Genomic DNA, 13,628 nt, shown 5'->3' on the forward strand with positions numbered 1-13,628 from the left:
GATTAACGCGGTGACTGATCATCTATTGAATGCCGGACTATTGGTCCGGCATTTTTTCGTTGGATGATTGGTCTGTCATGGTGCTTGTGGTCAGCAAGTCTGTCTGTATTTGGCATCATGCTGCTACAGAAAGAGATAACCCATGTTATTTTTTATACTATCCGTTACTATCATCGCTCTAATTGAAATGAAGAATAAGCATAAAAGGTGAGAGAAAAATGCTAAGAATCGCCATCAATGGTTTTGGCCGGATTGGCCGGAATATTTTGCGGGCTGTCTATGAAAGTGGCAAAAATCAGCAAATTGAAGTGGTGGCCGTCAATGAACTGGCTCAACCTGATGCAATGGCGCATCTCCTCCAGTATGACTCGAGCCATGGTCGATTTTTCAAAAAGATTCGCTATGATCAAGAACATTTATATATCAACCATGATGATGGCCGCTCTGATGCGATCCGGATTCTTCATTTGTCTGAACCAAAACTCCTGCCTTGGTGTGATCTGGACATCGATATTGTGCTCGATTGTACCGGTGTATTCGGCAGTCGGGATGATGGTCTCGCCCATTTGGAAGCCGGGGCACGGCAGGTCCTTTTTTCACACCCCGGTGGTCATAACTTAGATAACACCATTATCTACGGGGTTAACCACGATTCATTGAAGGCCGAGCATCGCATTGTTTCTAACGGCTCGTGCACGACCAACTGTATTGTGCCGATTATTAAGGTGTTGGATGACAACTTTGGCATTGATTCCGGCACTATCACCACTATTCATTCCGCGATGAACGACCAACCGGTAATTGATGCTTATCATCATGATCTGCGTAGAACCCGGGCGGCCAGTCAGTCGATTATCCCGGTAGACACCAAGTTACATAAAGGGATCGAACGAATTTTTCCCAAGTTTTTAAATAAGTTTGAGGCGATTTCCGTGCGGGTGCCGACGGTCAACGTTACTGCGATGGACTTAAGTGTCACAATTAATACAAATGTTAAAGTTAATGACGTAAATCAAACCATAATTGATGCTTCTCAGTGTACATTACGGGGCATTGTTGACTATACTGAAGCTCCGCTTGTTTCGACCGATTTTAATCATGATGCGCATAGCGCCATCGTTGATGGGTCACAAACAAGAGTTAGTAACGGACGTCTGGTAAAAATGCTGGTCTGGTGTGATAACGAATGGGGCTTTGCAAACCGTATGTTGGATACGGCTTTGGCAATGGATTCACTACAGTAGAAGTTTATTGAGAACGAAGATGTATTTATTTTTTAGAGCGAAATAAATAAGATGGTCTTCTACGGGTGAATACAATATCAAGATAAACGATGGTTCGGCAGGGTTGCGGGACTGTCAAAATATTTTCCAATATTGCAATTTGAGGGGACAACCATGTCTGTAATCAAGATGACTGACCTGGATTTAGCAGGTAAACGCGTATTTATTCGTGCCGATCTGAATGTGCCGGTAAAAGATGGCAAAGTAACATCAGATGCACGGATCTTGGCATCATTGCCAACGATTAAACACTGTCTTGCGGCTGGCGCAAAAGTCATGGTGACATCTCACCTCGGTCGTCCGACTGAAGGTGAATATGCAGAGGAATTCTCACTTCAACCGGTTGTAAACTACTTACAAGATGCACTGGATTGTGAAGTGAAATTAGCCAAAGATTATCTGAGTGGCTTAGCACTCAATGCCGGTGAGCTAGTTGTGCTTGAGAACGTTCGCTTTAACAAAGGCGAGAAAAAGAATGATGAAGCCTTGTCTAAACAGTATGCCGCGTTGTGTGATGTATTTGTGATGGATGCTTTTGGTACGGCTCACCGTGCGCAGGCATCGACTCATGGTGTGGGCATGCACGCACCGATTGCGTGTGCCGGTCCTTTGCTGGCAAATGAACTGGATGCTTTGGGTAAAGCAATGGACAACCCAGCTCGTCCGATGGTTGCGATTGTTGGTGGTTCAAAAGTTTCTACCAAACTGACAGTACTTGAGTCTTTGTCAAAAATAGCTGACCAATTGGTTGTTGGCGGCGGTATTGCGAATACCTTTATTGCAGCCGCTGGCCATAACGTTGGTAAGTCACTTTATGAAGCAGACCTTGTTGATACTGCGAAAAAATTAATGGAAGAGTGTGCAATTCCGGTTGCAACCGATGTCGCTTGTGCCAAAGCATTTGACGAAAATGCAGAAGCAGAAATCAAAGATGTTTCTGAAGTTCAAGATGATGATATGATTTTCGACTTAGGGCCTGACTCAACAGCAGCACTGGCAAAAATTCTGCAAGAAGCAAAAACAATTCTTTGGAATGGTCCTGTTGGTGTATTCGAATTCAAGAACTTTGAAGCGGGTACTCGAGGTATCTCTCAAGCGATCGCTGATTCAGAAGGGTTCTCTGTTGCAGGTGGTGGTGATACGCTTGCTGCAATCGATAAATTCGGCATTAAAGCTGATGTATCATATATCTCTACCGGTGGTGGTGCATTCCTTGAATTTGTTGAAGGAAAGACACTACCAGCTGTGGAAATGCTGGAAGCACGTGCAAAAGCGTAATGATATGAAGCGGGAGAGTACAAGACTCCCGCTTTCTGTTTGCCTCCGACGGCGATTGTGCAAGAGCGATGGTTATTTGCTAGAATAATTGCCATTACAGGTAAACATTTACAGCATACGTTTGTAAAAAGTTTATTGAATTGTTTTATTTTAAACGACAGAAAATAGGATCAAATCCATGTCTAAGGTCTTCGATTTTGTAAAACCAGGAGTCATTTCTGGCGATGATGTTCAGAAAGTCTTTCAAGTAGCGAAAGAAAATAAATTCGCACTACCAGCAGTCAACTGTGTTGGTACTGATTCTGTGAATGCGGTACTTGAAGCTGCTGCAAAAGTTAAGTCTCCTGTTATTGTTCAGTTCTCTAACGGTGGCGCAGGCTTCTTTGCCGGTAAAGGTCTGAAACTTGAAGGTCAGCAAACGCAGATTCTGGGGGCGATTGCTGGTGCGAAATATGTCCATACTGTTGCTGAAGCTTATGGCGTTCCTGTCATTCTGCATACTGACCATGCTGCGAAGAAACTACTGCCATGGATCGACGGTCTGCTTGATGCCGGTGAAAAATTCTTTGCTGAAACTGGTAAGCCACTGTTCTCTTCTCACATGATTGATCTGTCAGAAGAAACTCTGGAAGAAAACATCGAGATTTGTGAGAAGTATTTAGCGCGCATGGCAAAAATGGACATGACGCTTGAAATCGAATTGGGTTGTACCGGTGGTGAAGAAGATGGCGTTGATAACTCAGATATGGACTCTTCTGAGCTGTACACTTCTCCTGAAGATGTTGCTTATGCATACGAGAAACTGAATGCAGTCAGCCATCGTTTCACAATCGCGGCTTCTTTCGGTAACGTCCACGGTGTTTACAAACCAGGTAACGTTGTACTTACACCAACAATTCTGCGTGATTCTCAGGCGCATGTTTCCGAGAAATTCGGTCTGCCAGAAAACTCTCTGAACTTTGTATTCCATGGTGGTTCTGGTTCTAGCGAAGCCGAAATCCAAGAATCAATCAGCTACGGTGTAATCAAGATGAACATCGATACTGATACTCAGTGGGCGACATGGGATGGTATCCGTCAGTATGAAGCGGACAACCACGATTATCTGCAAGGTCAAATCGGTAACCCAACCGGTGAAGATGCACCGAATAAGAAATACTATGATCCACGTGTTTGGCTGCGTGCTGGTCAGGCATCTATGGTGAAACGCCTTGAAAAAGCATTTGCAGATTTGAATGCGATTGACGTGCTATAATTTGAATCTATATCAAATTATTGTTAGAAAACCCGTTCTGATGAGCGGGTTTTTTTATAACTGATATAATCAGTGTGGCGTTGGTATGACTTGTTTGATAGTTGATATCGTAGCAGTAGAAAATAATCAGTTTTATATGATAAAAAGAGGGAAAGTAAATGGCTGGAGAATCACTCATGAATGACGCAATACCTTTGTCTGAGAGCTTATCTCAGGTGAATGGCTGGTTAGAAAATAACTCGGATATCTTATTACAGTATGGTGTGAATATTATCGCAGCGATTCTGATTCTGTTCTTTGGTAACATTTTCGTCAAAATCGTTGCTGGTAGTGTTGCTAAGGTCTTGCGTAGAAAGGATATGGATTCGGCCGTTATCGAATTTATTCATGGCTTGGTGCGCTATTTATTATTTGTCATCGTTCTGATCGCTGCATTAGGACGGATCGGGGTACAAACTGCATCGGTTGTGGCGGTGATTGGTGCGGCAGGTTTAGCTGTCGGTTTGGCGCTCCAAGGCTCTCTGTCAAACTTTGCTGCCGGTATCTTGATTGTTGCATTCCGCCCGTTTAAATCCGGCGACTATGTCGAAGTGGCTGGCGTAGCCGGCTCTGTTGAAAGTATTCAAATCTTTCAAACAATTTTGAAAACACCGGATAATAAAATGGTTGTCGTGCCGAACTCTTCTGTTATCGGTGGGGCGATCACTAACTATTCACGTCATGCGACGCGGAGAATTGACCTCATGATTGGGGTTTCCTATTCCGCTGATTTACAGAAGACCAAACGAATTCTCCGTGAGACGGTTGAACGCGATGAGCGTATTTTGAAAGAGCCGGATATTACCATCGGTGTTCATACTTTGGCGGATTCATCTGTAAACTTTGTTGTTCGTCCTTGGGTTAAAACCGCAGATTATTGGCCGGTCTATTTCGATTTAATGATGAATATTAAAGAAGCGCTTGACGCAAATGGTATTGAAATTCCATTCCCACAAATGAGTGTTCATTTAAACAAAGTGGATCAAGTAGATTAATCAGACTTTTCTGAGCAAAGCGGTGTCGTCATACACCGCTTTTTTATGGCTGAAATGTGGTATCGACGTGACGTATTCAGCATTACTCTTTTTTCCGGCAGTAAGCGGCTGCTGGTGTGATTTATTCAAAGTAACAGAGATACAATATATCCAACAATTAGAATGGCTTGTTGCTATTTAAGCCTGTCGTTAGCGTTCTGTTATTTTTGTCACAATCAGATCTAATTACAATCAAACTATCCTATGATTGAATACCGAAGTGACTTAAAAATAAGGATTCAGCATATGAATTCTACGATTTGGGGATAACCCTTAATATGTTTATGTGGGAGTGAAGATTATGCGGTTGATGATTCTGAGTTTAATGATGTTTTGTCTACACGGTTATGCAGCGGAAGTAAACTTCCCACATATATCTGTAACCGGATTTGGTGAAGTGACTGTGGTGCCGGACAGTGCTGTCTTTTCTGTTCAGGTTGAGCAATCGACGTTAAATGCCGAACAGGCGAAGGAGACTGTCGATACGGTCGTTCGCCAATTCTCAAAACAATTGCAGGAGTTGGGTGCCAAAGCTGAACAAATTTCCAGTTCTAATTTATCGCTTGCTCCCCAGTACCACTATCCTAACGAAGGAAAACCTGAGCTGGTTGGCTATCGGGCAAGCCGCAGCGTTACCGTGTCTGTTGAACAGTTGGATAAGCTGAATGAATTTTTAGATGCAGCGTTGGAATCCGGTATTAACCGCATTGATCGCATTACGCTTCAGGTGAAAGATCATCAGAAATATCAGGCTCAGGCGCGTGATAAAGCAATTCAAGATGCATCAACAAAGGCCCTTTCGATTGCGAAAGGATTTAAACGGACACTCGGCCCTGTATGGCAAGTTGATTACCACTCCCAGCAAGCTAAGCCGATGATGATGCGAGCTGTTTCCATGAATCAGAAAGAAGGTTTGCAGGATTATCAGGATAAGACGATTGTGATCAGCGACAGTGTTGATGTGTTATATCGATTGAACTAATCCGGTTGGTCTGCGTCAGTCGGTCTTAGACGAAAGTTTAATATTGGTTGAATATTGAGCAATATCTCAAAATTGGTATACTACCAACCTTATTGAATGATCGTCCCAGCGTTGACCGGAACAACAATTTTACCCATCTAAAGAGAAGTAAAAGAAAAATTATAAGGAGATCAAAATACTGGGCAAATGAGGCTAAGTGGTATGTTGAATCATTTTCTGGTGAGATTAACAATTGGTTCTTTAGTGATCCTCGGCATAAAATTGAGTGCACTGTATTTTTTACCGATGGTATTACTGTTGAATACACATAATAAAGAATTTTTCGGTTGGTAAGTTCGACGAAAGTCAAAGAAAACGGGGCGCTTCAGCGCCCCGTTTGTTTACCGCTTTTTTGAGCGGAACATAAACAGAATCAATTACAGTACATGAACCGATGCAGTGTTGGTTGTTCCTGAAGCAACTAATGCACCAGAAACCATCACTACGATATCACCTTTACGGCCCAGTTCTGTTTCCAGAGCCAATTTCTTACCAGAGATATAGAAATCATCCGTGCTGTCAATTGAATCAACAACGATCGGTGTGACACCTTTCGTCAAGACTAATTGTGCTGCAGTTTTCTGGTTGGTGGTTAAAGCGATGATGTGTGCCGTCGGGAAATATTTTCTGACAGAACGTGCTGATTTACCGCCTTGAGTTGCAACAACGATCAGTGGTGCAGCAAGTTTTTCAGCTGTATCAACCGCACCTTTACATACTGCTTCTGTAATTCTCAGGCGAGGGCTGTCGAGTCGTGACCCAAGCTCAGCTTTTTGAGCGCTGTCTGTACGAGCAGCGATTTGAGCCATCATACGTACCGCTTCTACCGGGTATTTACCTTTTGCCGTTTCACCGGACAGCATTACAGCATCAGTTCCATCCATGATTGCGTTTGCAACGTCACCGGCTTCTGCGCGAGTCGGACGTGGATTTTTAATCATAGAATCGAGCATTTGAGTTGCAGTAATGACCACTTTTCTGGCTCGGTTACATTTTTCGATCATCATTTTCTGAGCAAAGATGACTTCTTCTGCCGGGATTTCAACCCCCAGATCACCACGTGCAACCATGATACCGTCAGAAAGTTCGAGAATTTCATCGAAATTATCAACACCTTCTTGGTTTTCAATTTTAGAAATGATCTGAATATCCTGACCGCCATGCGCTGCAAGGAATTCACGGATTTCGCGGACATCGTCTGCTTTACGGATAAATGAAGCAGCAACGAAGTCGACGCCTTGCTCACAACCGAATTTCAAATCAGACTTATCTTTGTCTGAAAGGGCTGGCAATTTGACTGACACGCCGGGTAAGTTAACCCCTTTGTTTTCGCCTAAAGCACCATTGTTGAGAACCTGACAAGTCACTTCAGTTTCTGTTTTTTCGAGCACTTTCATTTCGAGCAGGCCATCATCGACCAGAATGGTATTACCAATACTTAAATCTTGTGCAAAACCTGAGTAAGTTACAGCAACTCGTTCTTGGTTACCGATGACGGTTGTATCTGTCGTAAAGGTAAATGTTTGTCCTGCAACGAGATCGACATCTTCACCATTTTCTAGCTTCGTTGTGCGGATTTCCGGTCCTTTGGTATCCAGCAAAATTGCCAATGTCTTGCCAAGGTTTTTCATCACCTGACGAAAGTTCACAATACGAGTTCCATGCTCTTCGTAGTCACCGTGAGAGAAGTTGAGACGCATGACGTTCATGCCTGCGTTGACAAGTTCAGTTAGCTTCTCTACGGATTCAGTTTTAGGGCCAATCGTACAAACGATTTTGGTCTTCTTCATGGAAAATACGCTCCGATAATTGTATCAATTTGAAAGATAATGAGTGCCGTAAAGTGTAGTCAGTGGCCCTTGTCTTTTACTCTTGAAGTGCCGGATTGCTTTCTCTGTCAAATACACTTTAAAGCTGAAACTCTTTCAACAAAACGGTTATTTTATAACTACACATAGCCGCTTGTTTTGCGTGAAAACCGCGTAAGGCTCTTATGTTTTAGCCGTTACACGATGGTTTTTCAGTAAGTTCACATTCAATTTTGTAATTTTCTTACTTTTGCCGAGCAGAATTCTAACACTGAATGAATGGAATATCACGGTCTAAGAGTTGTCTTAGAACAATGTTTTAGCATGAAAGATTAATTTTTATTATCGAAATAAATAGACAAAAATGTTTCGAGTTGATTATTATATCTTTCATATCGAAACTTTATTGCTTTTTAATTTATGCTAAAACGAAACACACAAGTCAGGCGTCATGAAATCGTTCAACTCGTCAATCAGATGGGAGAGGTGAGTGTCGAACTACTTTCTGAGCGATTTCATACTTCAGAAGTCACGATTCGCAAGGATTTATCCTCTTTAGAAAAAAATGGGTTGTTGCTCCGACGTTATGGCGGTGCGATTTCTCTTCCGAAAGAAGTTGTCGCAGATGAATTTGATAAAAATGTTTCGGTTCAAAAGATATCTCTCGCTCGGGAAGCCGCAAAATTGATTCGTGATCATCACCGTATCGTCATCGATAGCGGAGGTACAACCACAGCATTGATCCCACAATTAAATGAAAAGCGTGGCTTAGTTGTGATGACGAACACGCTTCAAATTGCCAATGCCCTGCATGAGTTGGAAAACGAACCGACATTATTAATGACGGGAGGAACTTGGGATCCGCACTCTGAATCATTTCAGGGGCAGGTTGCCGAGTCGGTGCTACGTTCTTACGATTTTGATCAGTTATTCATCGGATGTGACGGGATTGATTTGTCACGGGGAACGACCACATTTAATGAGCTGACAGGGCTCAGTCGTGTGATGGCTGAAGTTTCTCGTGAAGTGGTGGTGATGGCTGAATCAGACAAGATTGGTCGCAAAATTCCCAACCTTGAACTGGGTTGGGATCAAATTGATGTGCTGGTGACTGATAGCAATATTACGGATGAGCAAATGGCAATGATCGTAGCCAATCAGGTGAGAGTCATTCAAAGTAAAGCGAATTAAATGGTTCGGATGAACAAGGTGCCAGAATCAAATACCTTGCTATCGGAACAGAGTATATTGAAATTTAAGTGGAGTTATGAATTATGTGTGGAATTGTTGGTGCTGTGGCACAGCGTGATATTGCAGAAATATTGGTCGAAGGGCTACGTCGTCTGGAATACCGGGGTTATGATTCGGCAGGGGTTGCAATTGTTGATGAGCAAAACCATTGCACCCGGATTCGCCGCCTTGGCAAAGTGCAGGCGCTGGCCGATGCCGTCAGTGATGCCAATGTGATTGGGGGGACGGGTATTGCACATACTCGCTGGGCGACGCATGGCGAACCGTCTGAAATCAATGCCCATCCTCATGTTTCCGGTGATATTGCTGTTGTACACAATGGGATTATTGAAAACCATGAGGTCCTGCGAGAACTACTCCAAAGCCGAGGCTACGTCTTTGAGTCTCAGACTGATACAGAAGTCATTGCCCACTTAGTTGAATGGGAATTGCGCCAAAGTGAATCACTGGTTGAAGCCCTGCAGAAAACCGCCAAGCAGCTCGAAGGGGCATATGGCACGGTTGTGCTTGATAGTCGTGATCCCAGCCGTTTGGTTGTGGCACGTTCAGGTAGCCCGATTGTGATTGGATTTGGGGTCGGTGAAAACTTTCTGGCTTCGGACCAACTGGCTTTATTAAGTGTGACGCGTCGCTTTATGTACCTTGAAGAAGGGGATGTCGCCGAGATTACCCGCAGAAGTGTGACCGTTTTTGATGAACAAGGCAATCAGGTTGAACGTGAGATCATCGAATCGAATGCGGAACATGATGCCGGCGATAAAGGTCAATATCGTCACTTTATGCAAAAAGAAATTTTTGAACAGCCGAACGCACTGAAACAAACAATGGAAGGTCGGGTAACGCACAACTCGGTGATTATCGACAGTATTGGCACTCATGCGAAAGAGATTTTGAGTAAAGTCGAACACGTTCAGATCATTGCGTGCGGGACATCGTATAACTCTGGTATGGCAGCCCGATACTGGTTTGAGTCATTGGCTGGTGTCAGTTGTGATGTCGAAATCGCCTCCGAGTTCAGATACCGTAAATTTGTGGTTCGCCCTAACAGCTTGCTGATTACCTTATCTCAGTCTGGAGAAACCGCGGATACACTGGCAGCCTTACGCATCGCAAAAGAAAAAGGCTATATGGCCGCGATGACGATTTGTAATGTGTCCGGTTCCTCTCTGGTTCGTGAATCCGATTTTGCATTTATGACCCGTGCCGGCACAGAAATCGGTGTTGCATCCACCAAAGCATTTACCACTCAGCTGGCCGCGATGCTGATGTTGGTGGTCGGCTTAGGCCGTCAGAAAGGCAATATCGATGCTGAAAAAGAAGCCGACATCGTGCAAGCGATCCATGAATTACCCGTTCAGATCGAAAGTGCTTTAGCCTTTGATAAGGCAATTGAAGCACTGGCGGAAGATTTTGCGGATAAGAACCACACCCTTTTCTTAGGTCGTGGCGAGTATTATCCGATCGCTATGGAAGCCGCATTGAAACTCAAAGAAATTTCTTACATTCATGCTGAAGCTTATGCGGCCGGAGAGCTAAAACATGGCCCGCTGGCATTGATCGATGCAGATATGCCTGTCGTTGTGATTGCACCGAACAATGACCTACTGGAAAAACTGAAATCCAACGTAGAAGAAGTCCGGGCTCGTGGCGGCTTGCTCTATGTTTTCGCTGATGAGAAAGCCGGTTTTGAAGACAGTGAAGGTATGAAAATCATCAAGATGCCGCACGTCCACGAAATCACGGCTCCGATATTCTACACCGTCCCCATGCAGCTGCTGTCTTATCACGTCGCGTTAATCAAAGGTACCGACGTCGATCAGCCGAGAAATCTTGCGAAAGCGGTGACGGTCGAGTAAGGGATTAGGTGCCTAAAATATTGTTGTAGGAGAGTAAAAAAGTCTCATACTAAGTATTAAAGTATCATCCTGAAATGGCAGTAATCGATGTGGTTACCGCCATTTTTGATCTTCGAAAAATTAGCTTTTTGTTTGATCTTTAAATCGTCTTCTTATACGAGGTTAAATTAATTTGATATTCTACTTGTTGGTTATTGGCGTGTGAGTGTTTTGAGCATCTTGAACGTCCAATAGAGTTAAATCATAAATTAATGATTGGTATCAATAAGGAAATAGAAATGGCTAACTTCAATAAGTCAGACATGAAATATAATGATTATAGCTGGACTGTTTATGGTAATGATGATCCAGAAGTAAGAGGAGTACCGGATAGTACTTTATTTAGTCGAAAGGAAGGCTATGAAGTCTTGTATATGGTTAATAAGGTTTTAGATGAAAAGGGACTATCTAGCTCTTTATCTGGACAAAAAGCCGAAAAAATGATCCATGATCATCTTCCTGGAACAACGAGAAGTCAAAAAAATGTGTTTGATTGGCTTATTGACAATTGGTCTAAGTATTAATTTCAAAGTTTAATGCAAATGTAGCAGGGTAATAGAGTTGTATACTCAATCCGTTGTCCTTATGCTTGTTTTATCAGCATGGGATAGCGGTTTTTTATGGCAAAAAATAAATATTCGGCGTCGGAAACCCGATATGGACGCTGGCTTAAAGAAGGCCGGGGAAGTGGCCGGGGTGTTGATTATCAGCCTTGGCTGACGGTTCGGGATGTTCCTTCCGAAGGACGTTCTCATCGCGTTTTCGGTCACAAGACGCAACGAATCCATCACCTTTTTTCCGATCTGGAACTCGCCATTTTCTTCACGCTCGAATGGAACCCTCAAATTACCGATATCCGCGAACAGTTTCCTTTGGAACGCTCGGAGACTCGGCAAATCGCCGGAGAAAACGGGATCAGACACCCGGCGAATAGCGGTGTTGATCTGTATATGTCTTCCGATTTTCTGGTCAATAGTCTCGATACCGAACAGCCTAAATTTGCCATTCAGGGTAAATATGCCGAGGCGTTGCAAGATCCTCGGGTGGTTGAAAAACTAGAGATTGAACGCCGTTACTGGGCGCTGAAGAAAATCCCGTGGTTTCTGGTTACTGAGAAAGATATTTCACCGGTGATGGTTCGAAACATAGGTTGGTTGTATCCGTCGCAACGAGATGAGCTGACCGATGAGTTGTTGCTGGAAAGAACGGCTTATTATTCGGCGCAGTTCGAATTGTCCCCAAACCGCACCGTTGTCGATCTGTGCAAGCATCTGGATGTCAGTTACCGGCTGCCGGAAGGACAGTCTCTGTATGAAATCAGGCAGCTTCTCGCCCAGCGCTGTTTTCATTTCGATATGACGACGGAATTCCATCGGCTGCTCGTCAAGGATCTCCAGCTTGAAAATATGAATCACCTGATAGGAGCGCGGCATGTTTCGAATCAATGAAGTGCTTGAGTTTGAACAGGAAAGATTCCGGGTTCTGAGCTTATTGGGAAATGAGTTGGTCTGGATTTCTATCGACGACAAATCAGCTTTTCCGGTATTGGTCGATACGGAAATACTTTATCAGGGGATTGAGGATGAAACATTACTCCGGGTTGAAGTTCCGTATGTTTATCTGACATTGGAAGTTCCTGAGGAAGGCAGTGTCGCTCAGGTCAAACGAGACAAGAATCATGCATTGATTCGTTCCATCGAATTACGCAATAAAGCCCATAGTGGGTTATAAACACAGAAGTAAAAATTATTTATCCCCTTTGATATAGTGATTTAAGGCGGAAAAATTATAAATATTTAAATACGTTTTAGTATGATTTTTTAATTTATTCAGATTGATCTTTATATCATATGATGATATTTACAGATCAGTCTTGTATGAAATGGAAATGAATTTATATAGGAGAGTAGAATGTCTGGAATAAATATTAGATCGATGCAGAATAAGGATTGGGATGCTGTCAAAACGATTTACCAAGCTGGTATCAATAGTGGCAATGCCACATTTCAGACCTTCGCACCGGAGTGGAATGAATGGGACAAGGACCATATAGATATTTGTCGTTATGTAGCCTGTATAGATGACCAAGTCATTGGTTGGGTTGCGTTGTCCCCTTATTCCAGCCGCCATGCTTATCGGGGTGTTGCTGAAATAAGTATCTATATCAGCCCTCAACATCACCAACTCGGGGCAGGGAAACAACTCTTGTCCACAGTAATCAACGAGTCAGAAAAAGCAGGCTACTGGACTTTACTATCCGGTATATTTCCTGAAAATTTAGCAAGTCTCCGATTACACTATAATCAAGGATTTAGGAAAGTCGGGCTTCGCGAAAAAGTGGGTGAAATGCATGGCAAATGGCGTGATGTCATCATATTAGAAAGACGAAGTCAAAAAGTGAATTATTAATTTTAAATATAGCCTCTGATATAAATAAATCAGAGGCTATTAAATATTTATATAACTATTGTTATAGTAGTTCAGTTATTCCTCAAATAGATTGTAAATAGATAACAGGCTTTATTGAGATAGCCTATCATTACATTCCAGCGAGGTGGTGTCGTTTTCTGAGATAAATAGTCGACTACAAACAATAGCCACCAATCCACCAACGAGTGGAGCACACCAATATAACCATTGAGTATCCCAATATCCTGTAGCTAGCGCAGGTCCAAAACTTCTTGCTGGATTCATACTGGCTCCCGTTAGGGGGCCACCAATGAAAGCATCCAGAAAAACAGCGATGCTAATAATTGCAGCATTT

Annotated in this window: 13 protein-coding genes; 11 read left to right on the forward strand and 2 right to left on the reverse strand. The window is 43.2% G+C overall.

Going from position 1 to position 13,628, the window contains the following annotated elements:
* Positions 1–218 precede the first annotated feature (218 nt).
* The 5 genes from epd to AC55NX_RS19530 all read left to right on the forward strand — a co-directional run bounded on the left by epd (position 219) and on the right by AC55NX_RS19530 (position 5,871).
* A complete protein-coding gene (gene epd, locus AC55NX_RS19510) occupies positions 219–1,244 on the forward strand; it encodes an erythrose-4-phosphate dehydrogenase (RefSeq protein ID WP_059121679.1) in 1,026 nt (341 codons plus the stop codon).
* A gap of 153 nt (positions 1,245–1,397) precedes the next feature.
* The gene (locus AC55NX_RS19515) at positions 1,398–2,561 is read left to right on the forward strand and encodes a phosphoglycerate kinase (protein ID WP_496997247.1); all 1,164 of its coding nucleotides are present in this window, start codon (positions 1,398–1,400) and stop codon (positions 2,559–2,561) included.
* Positions 2,562–2,739: 178 nt separating this feature from the next.
* Positions 2,740–3,816, forward strand: coding sequence for a class II fructose-bisphosphate aldolase (fbaA, locus tag AC55NX_RS19520; RefSeq protein ID WP_496997248.1), 1,077 nt, complete (start codon positions 2,740–2,742; stop codon positions 3,814–3,816).
* Positions 3,817–3,974: 158 nt separating this feature from the next.
* The gene (gene mscS, locus AC55NX_RS19525) at positions 3,975–4,850 is read left to right on the forward strand and encodes a small-conductance mechanosensitive channel MscS (protein ID WP_496997249.1); all 876 of its coding nucleotides are present in this window, start codon (positions 3,975–3,977) and stop codon (positions 4,848–4,850) included.
* A gap of 331 nt (positions 4,851–5,181) precedes the next feature.
* Positions 5,182–5,871 (forward strand): oxidative stress defense protein, encoded by a 690-nt coding sequence (locus AC55NX_RS19530; protein ID WP_496997257.1) that lies wholly within the window; start codon positions 5,182–5,184, stop codon positions 5,869–5,871.
* Positions 5,872–6,287: 416 nt separating this feature from the next.
* Here AC55NX_RS19530 and pykF read toward each other — a convergent pair whose 3' ends face one another.
* Positions 6,288–7,700 (reverse strand): pyruvate kinase PykF, encoded by a 1,413-nt coding sequence (gene pykF, locus AC55NX_RS19535; protein WP_496997250.1) that lies wholly within the window; start codon positions 7,698–7,700, stop codon positions 6,288–6,290.
* 438 nt (positions 7,701–8,138) lie between these two features.
* On the opposite strand from pykF, the gene AC55NX_RS19540 reads away from it, so the two are divergent.
* From AC55NX_RS19540 to AC55NX_RS19565, 6 genes are all read left to right on the forward strand, one after another.
* On the forward strand, positions 8,139–8,909 hold the full coding sequence (locus AC55NX_RS19540; protein ID WP_496997251.1) for a DeoR/GlpR family DNA-binding transcription regulator: 771 nt from the start codon (positions 8,139–8,141) through the stop codon (positions 8,907–8,909).
* An 83-nt stretch (positions 8,910–8,992) separates the two neighbouring features.
* Positions 8,993–10,825: a glutamine--fructose-6-phosphate transaminase (isomerizing) gene (glmS, locus tag AC55NX_RS19545; RefSeq protein ID WP_059121672.1), complete on the forward strand. Its 1,833-nt coding sequence runs from the start codon at positions 8,993–8,995 to the stop codon at positions 10,823–10,825.
* A gap of 278 nt (positions 10,826–11,103) precedes the next feature.
* Positions 11,104–11,388 (forward strand): hypothetical protein, encoded by a 285-nt coding sequence (locus tag AC55NX_RS19550; RefSeq protein WP_496997252.1) that lies wholly within the window; start codon positions 11,104–11,106, stop codon positions 11,386–11,388.
* Positions 11,389–11,484: 96 nt separating this feature from the next.
* The gene (locus AC55NX_RS19555) at positions 11,485–12,312 is read left to right on the forward strand and encodes a TnsA endonuclease C-terminal domain-containing protein (protein WP_496997253.1); all 828 of its coding nucleotides are present in this window, start codon (positions 11,485–11,487) and stop codon (positions 12,310–12,312) included.
* On the forward strand, positions 12,296–12,595 hold the full coding sequence (locus tag AC55NX_RS19560; protein WP_496997254.1) for a hypothetical protein: 300 nt from the start codon (positions 12,296–12,298) through the stop codon (positions 12,593–12,595). Before AC55NX_RS19555 ends, AC55NX_RS19560 begins: the two co-directional genes overlap by 17 nt.
* Positions 12,596–12,775: 180 nt before the next feature.
* Complete coding sequence (locus tag AC55NX_RS19565) at positions 12,776–13,273, forward strand: GNAT family N-acetyltransferase (protein WP_496997255.1); 498 nt, start codon at positions 12,776–12,778, stop codon at positions 13,271–13,273.
* 111 nt (positions 13,274–13,384) lie between these two features.
* On the opposite strand, the gene AC55NX_RS19570 is transcribed toward AC55NX_RS19565, so the two are convergent.
* The coding region (locus AC55NX_RS19570) for an aquaporin (protein WP_496997256.1) at positions 13,385–13,628 on the reverse strand (244 nt) is incomplete at its 5' end.

The sequence above is a fragment of the Vibrio rubrogenes genome (assembly GCF_059641415.1).

What these genes read in the sequence shown, in the direction of transcription:
- epd (WP_059121679.1), top strand. Translation starts at nt 219, where the DNA reads ATGCTAAGAATCGCCATCAATGGTTTTGGCCGGATTGGCCGGAATATT.
- AC55NX_RS19515 (WP_496997247.1), top strand. Translation starts at nt 1,398, where the DNA reads ATGTCTGTAATCAAGATGACTGACCTGGATTTAGCAGGTAAACGCGTA.
- fbaA (WP_496997248.1), top strand. Translation starts at nt 2,740, where the DNA reads ATGTCTAAGGTCTTCGATTTTGTAAAACCAGGAGTCATTTCTGGCGAT.
- mscS (WP_496997249.1), top strand. Translation starts at nt 3,975, where the DNA reads ATGGCTGGAGAATCACTCATGAATGACGCAATACCTTTGTCTGAGAGC.
- pykF (WP_496997250.1), bottom strand. Translation starts at nt 7,700, where the DNA reads ATGAAGAAGACCAAAATCGTTTGTACGATTGGCCCTAAAACTGAATCC.
- AC55NX_RS19540 (WP_496997251.1), top strand. Translation starts at nt 8,139, where the DNA reads ATGCTAAAACGAAACACACAAGTCAGGCGTCATGAAATCGTTCAACTC.
- glmS (WP_059121672.1), top strand. Translation starts at nt 8,993, where the DNA reads ATGTGTGGAATTGTTGGTGCTGTGGCACAGCGTGATATTGCAGAAATA.
- AC55NX_RS19550 (WP_496997252.1), top strand. Translation starts at nt 11,104, where the DNA reads ATGGCTAACTTCAATAAGTCAGACATGAAATATAATGATTATAGCTGG.
- AC55NX_RS19555 (WP_496997253.1), top strand. Translation starts at nt 11,485, where the DNA reads ATGGCAAAAAATAAATATTCGGCGTCGGAAACCCGATATGGACGCTGG.
- AC55NX_RS19560 (WP_496997254.1), top strand. Translation starts at nt 12,296, where the DNA reads ATGTTTCGAATCAATGAAGTGCTTGAGTTTGAACAGGAAAGATTCCGG.
- AC55NX_RS19565 (WP_496997255.1), top strand. Translation starts at nt 12,776, where the DNA reads ATGTCTGGAATAAATATTAGATCGATGCAGAATAAGGATTGGGATGCT.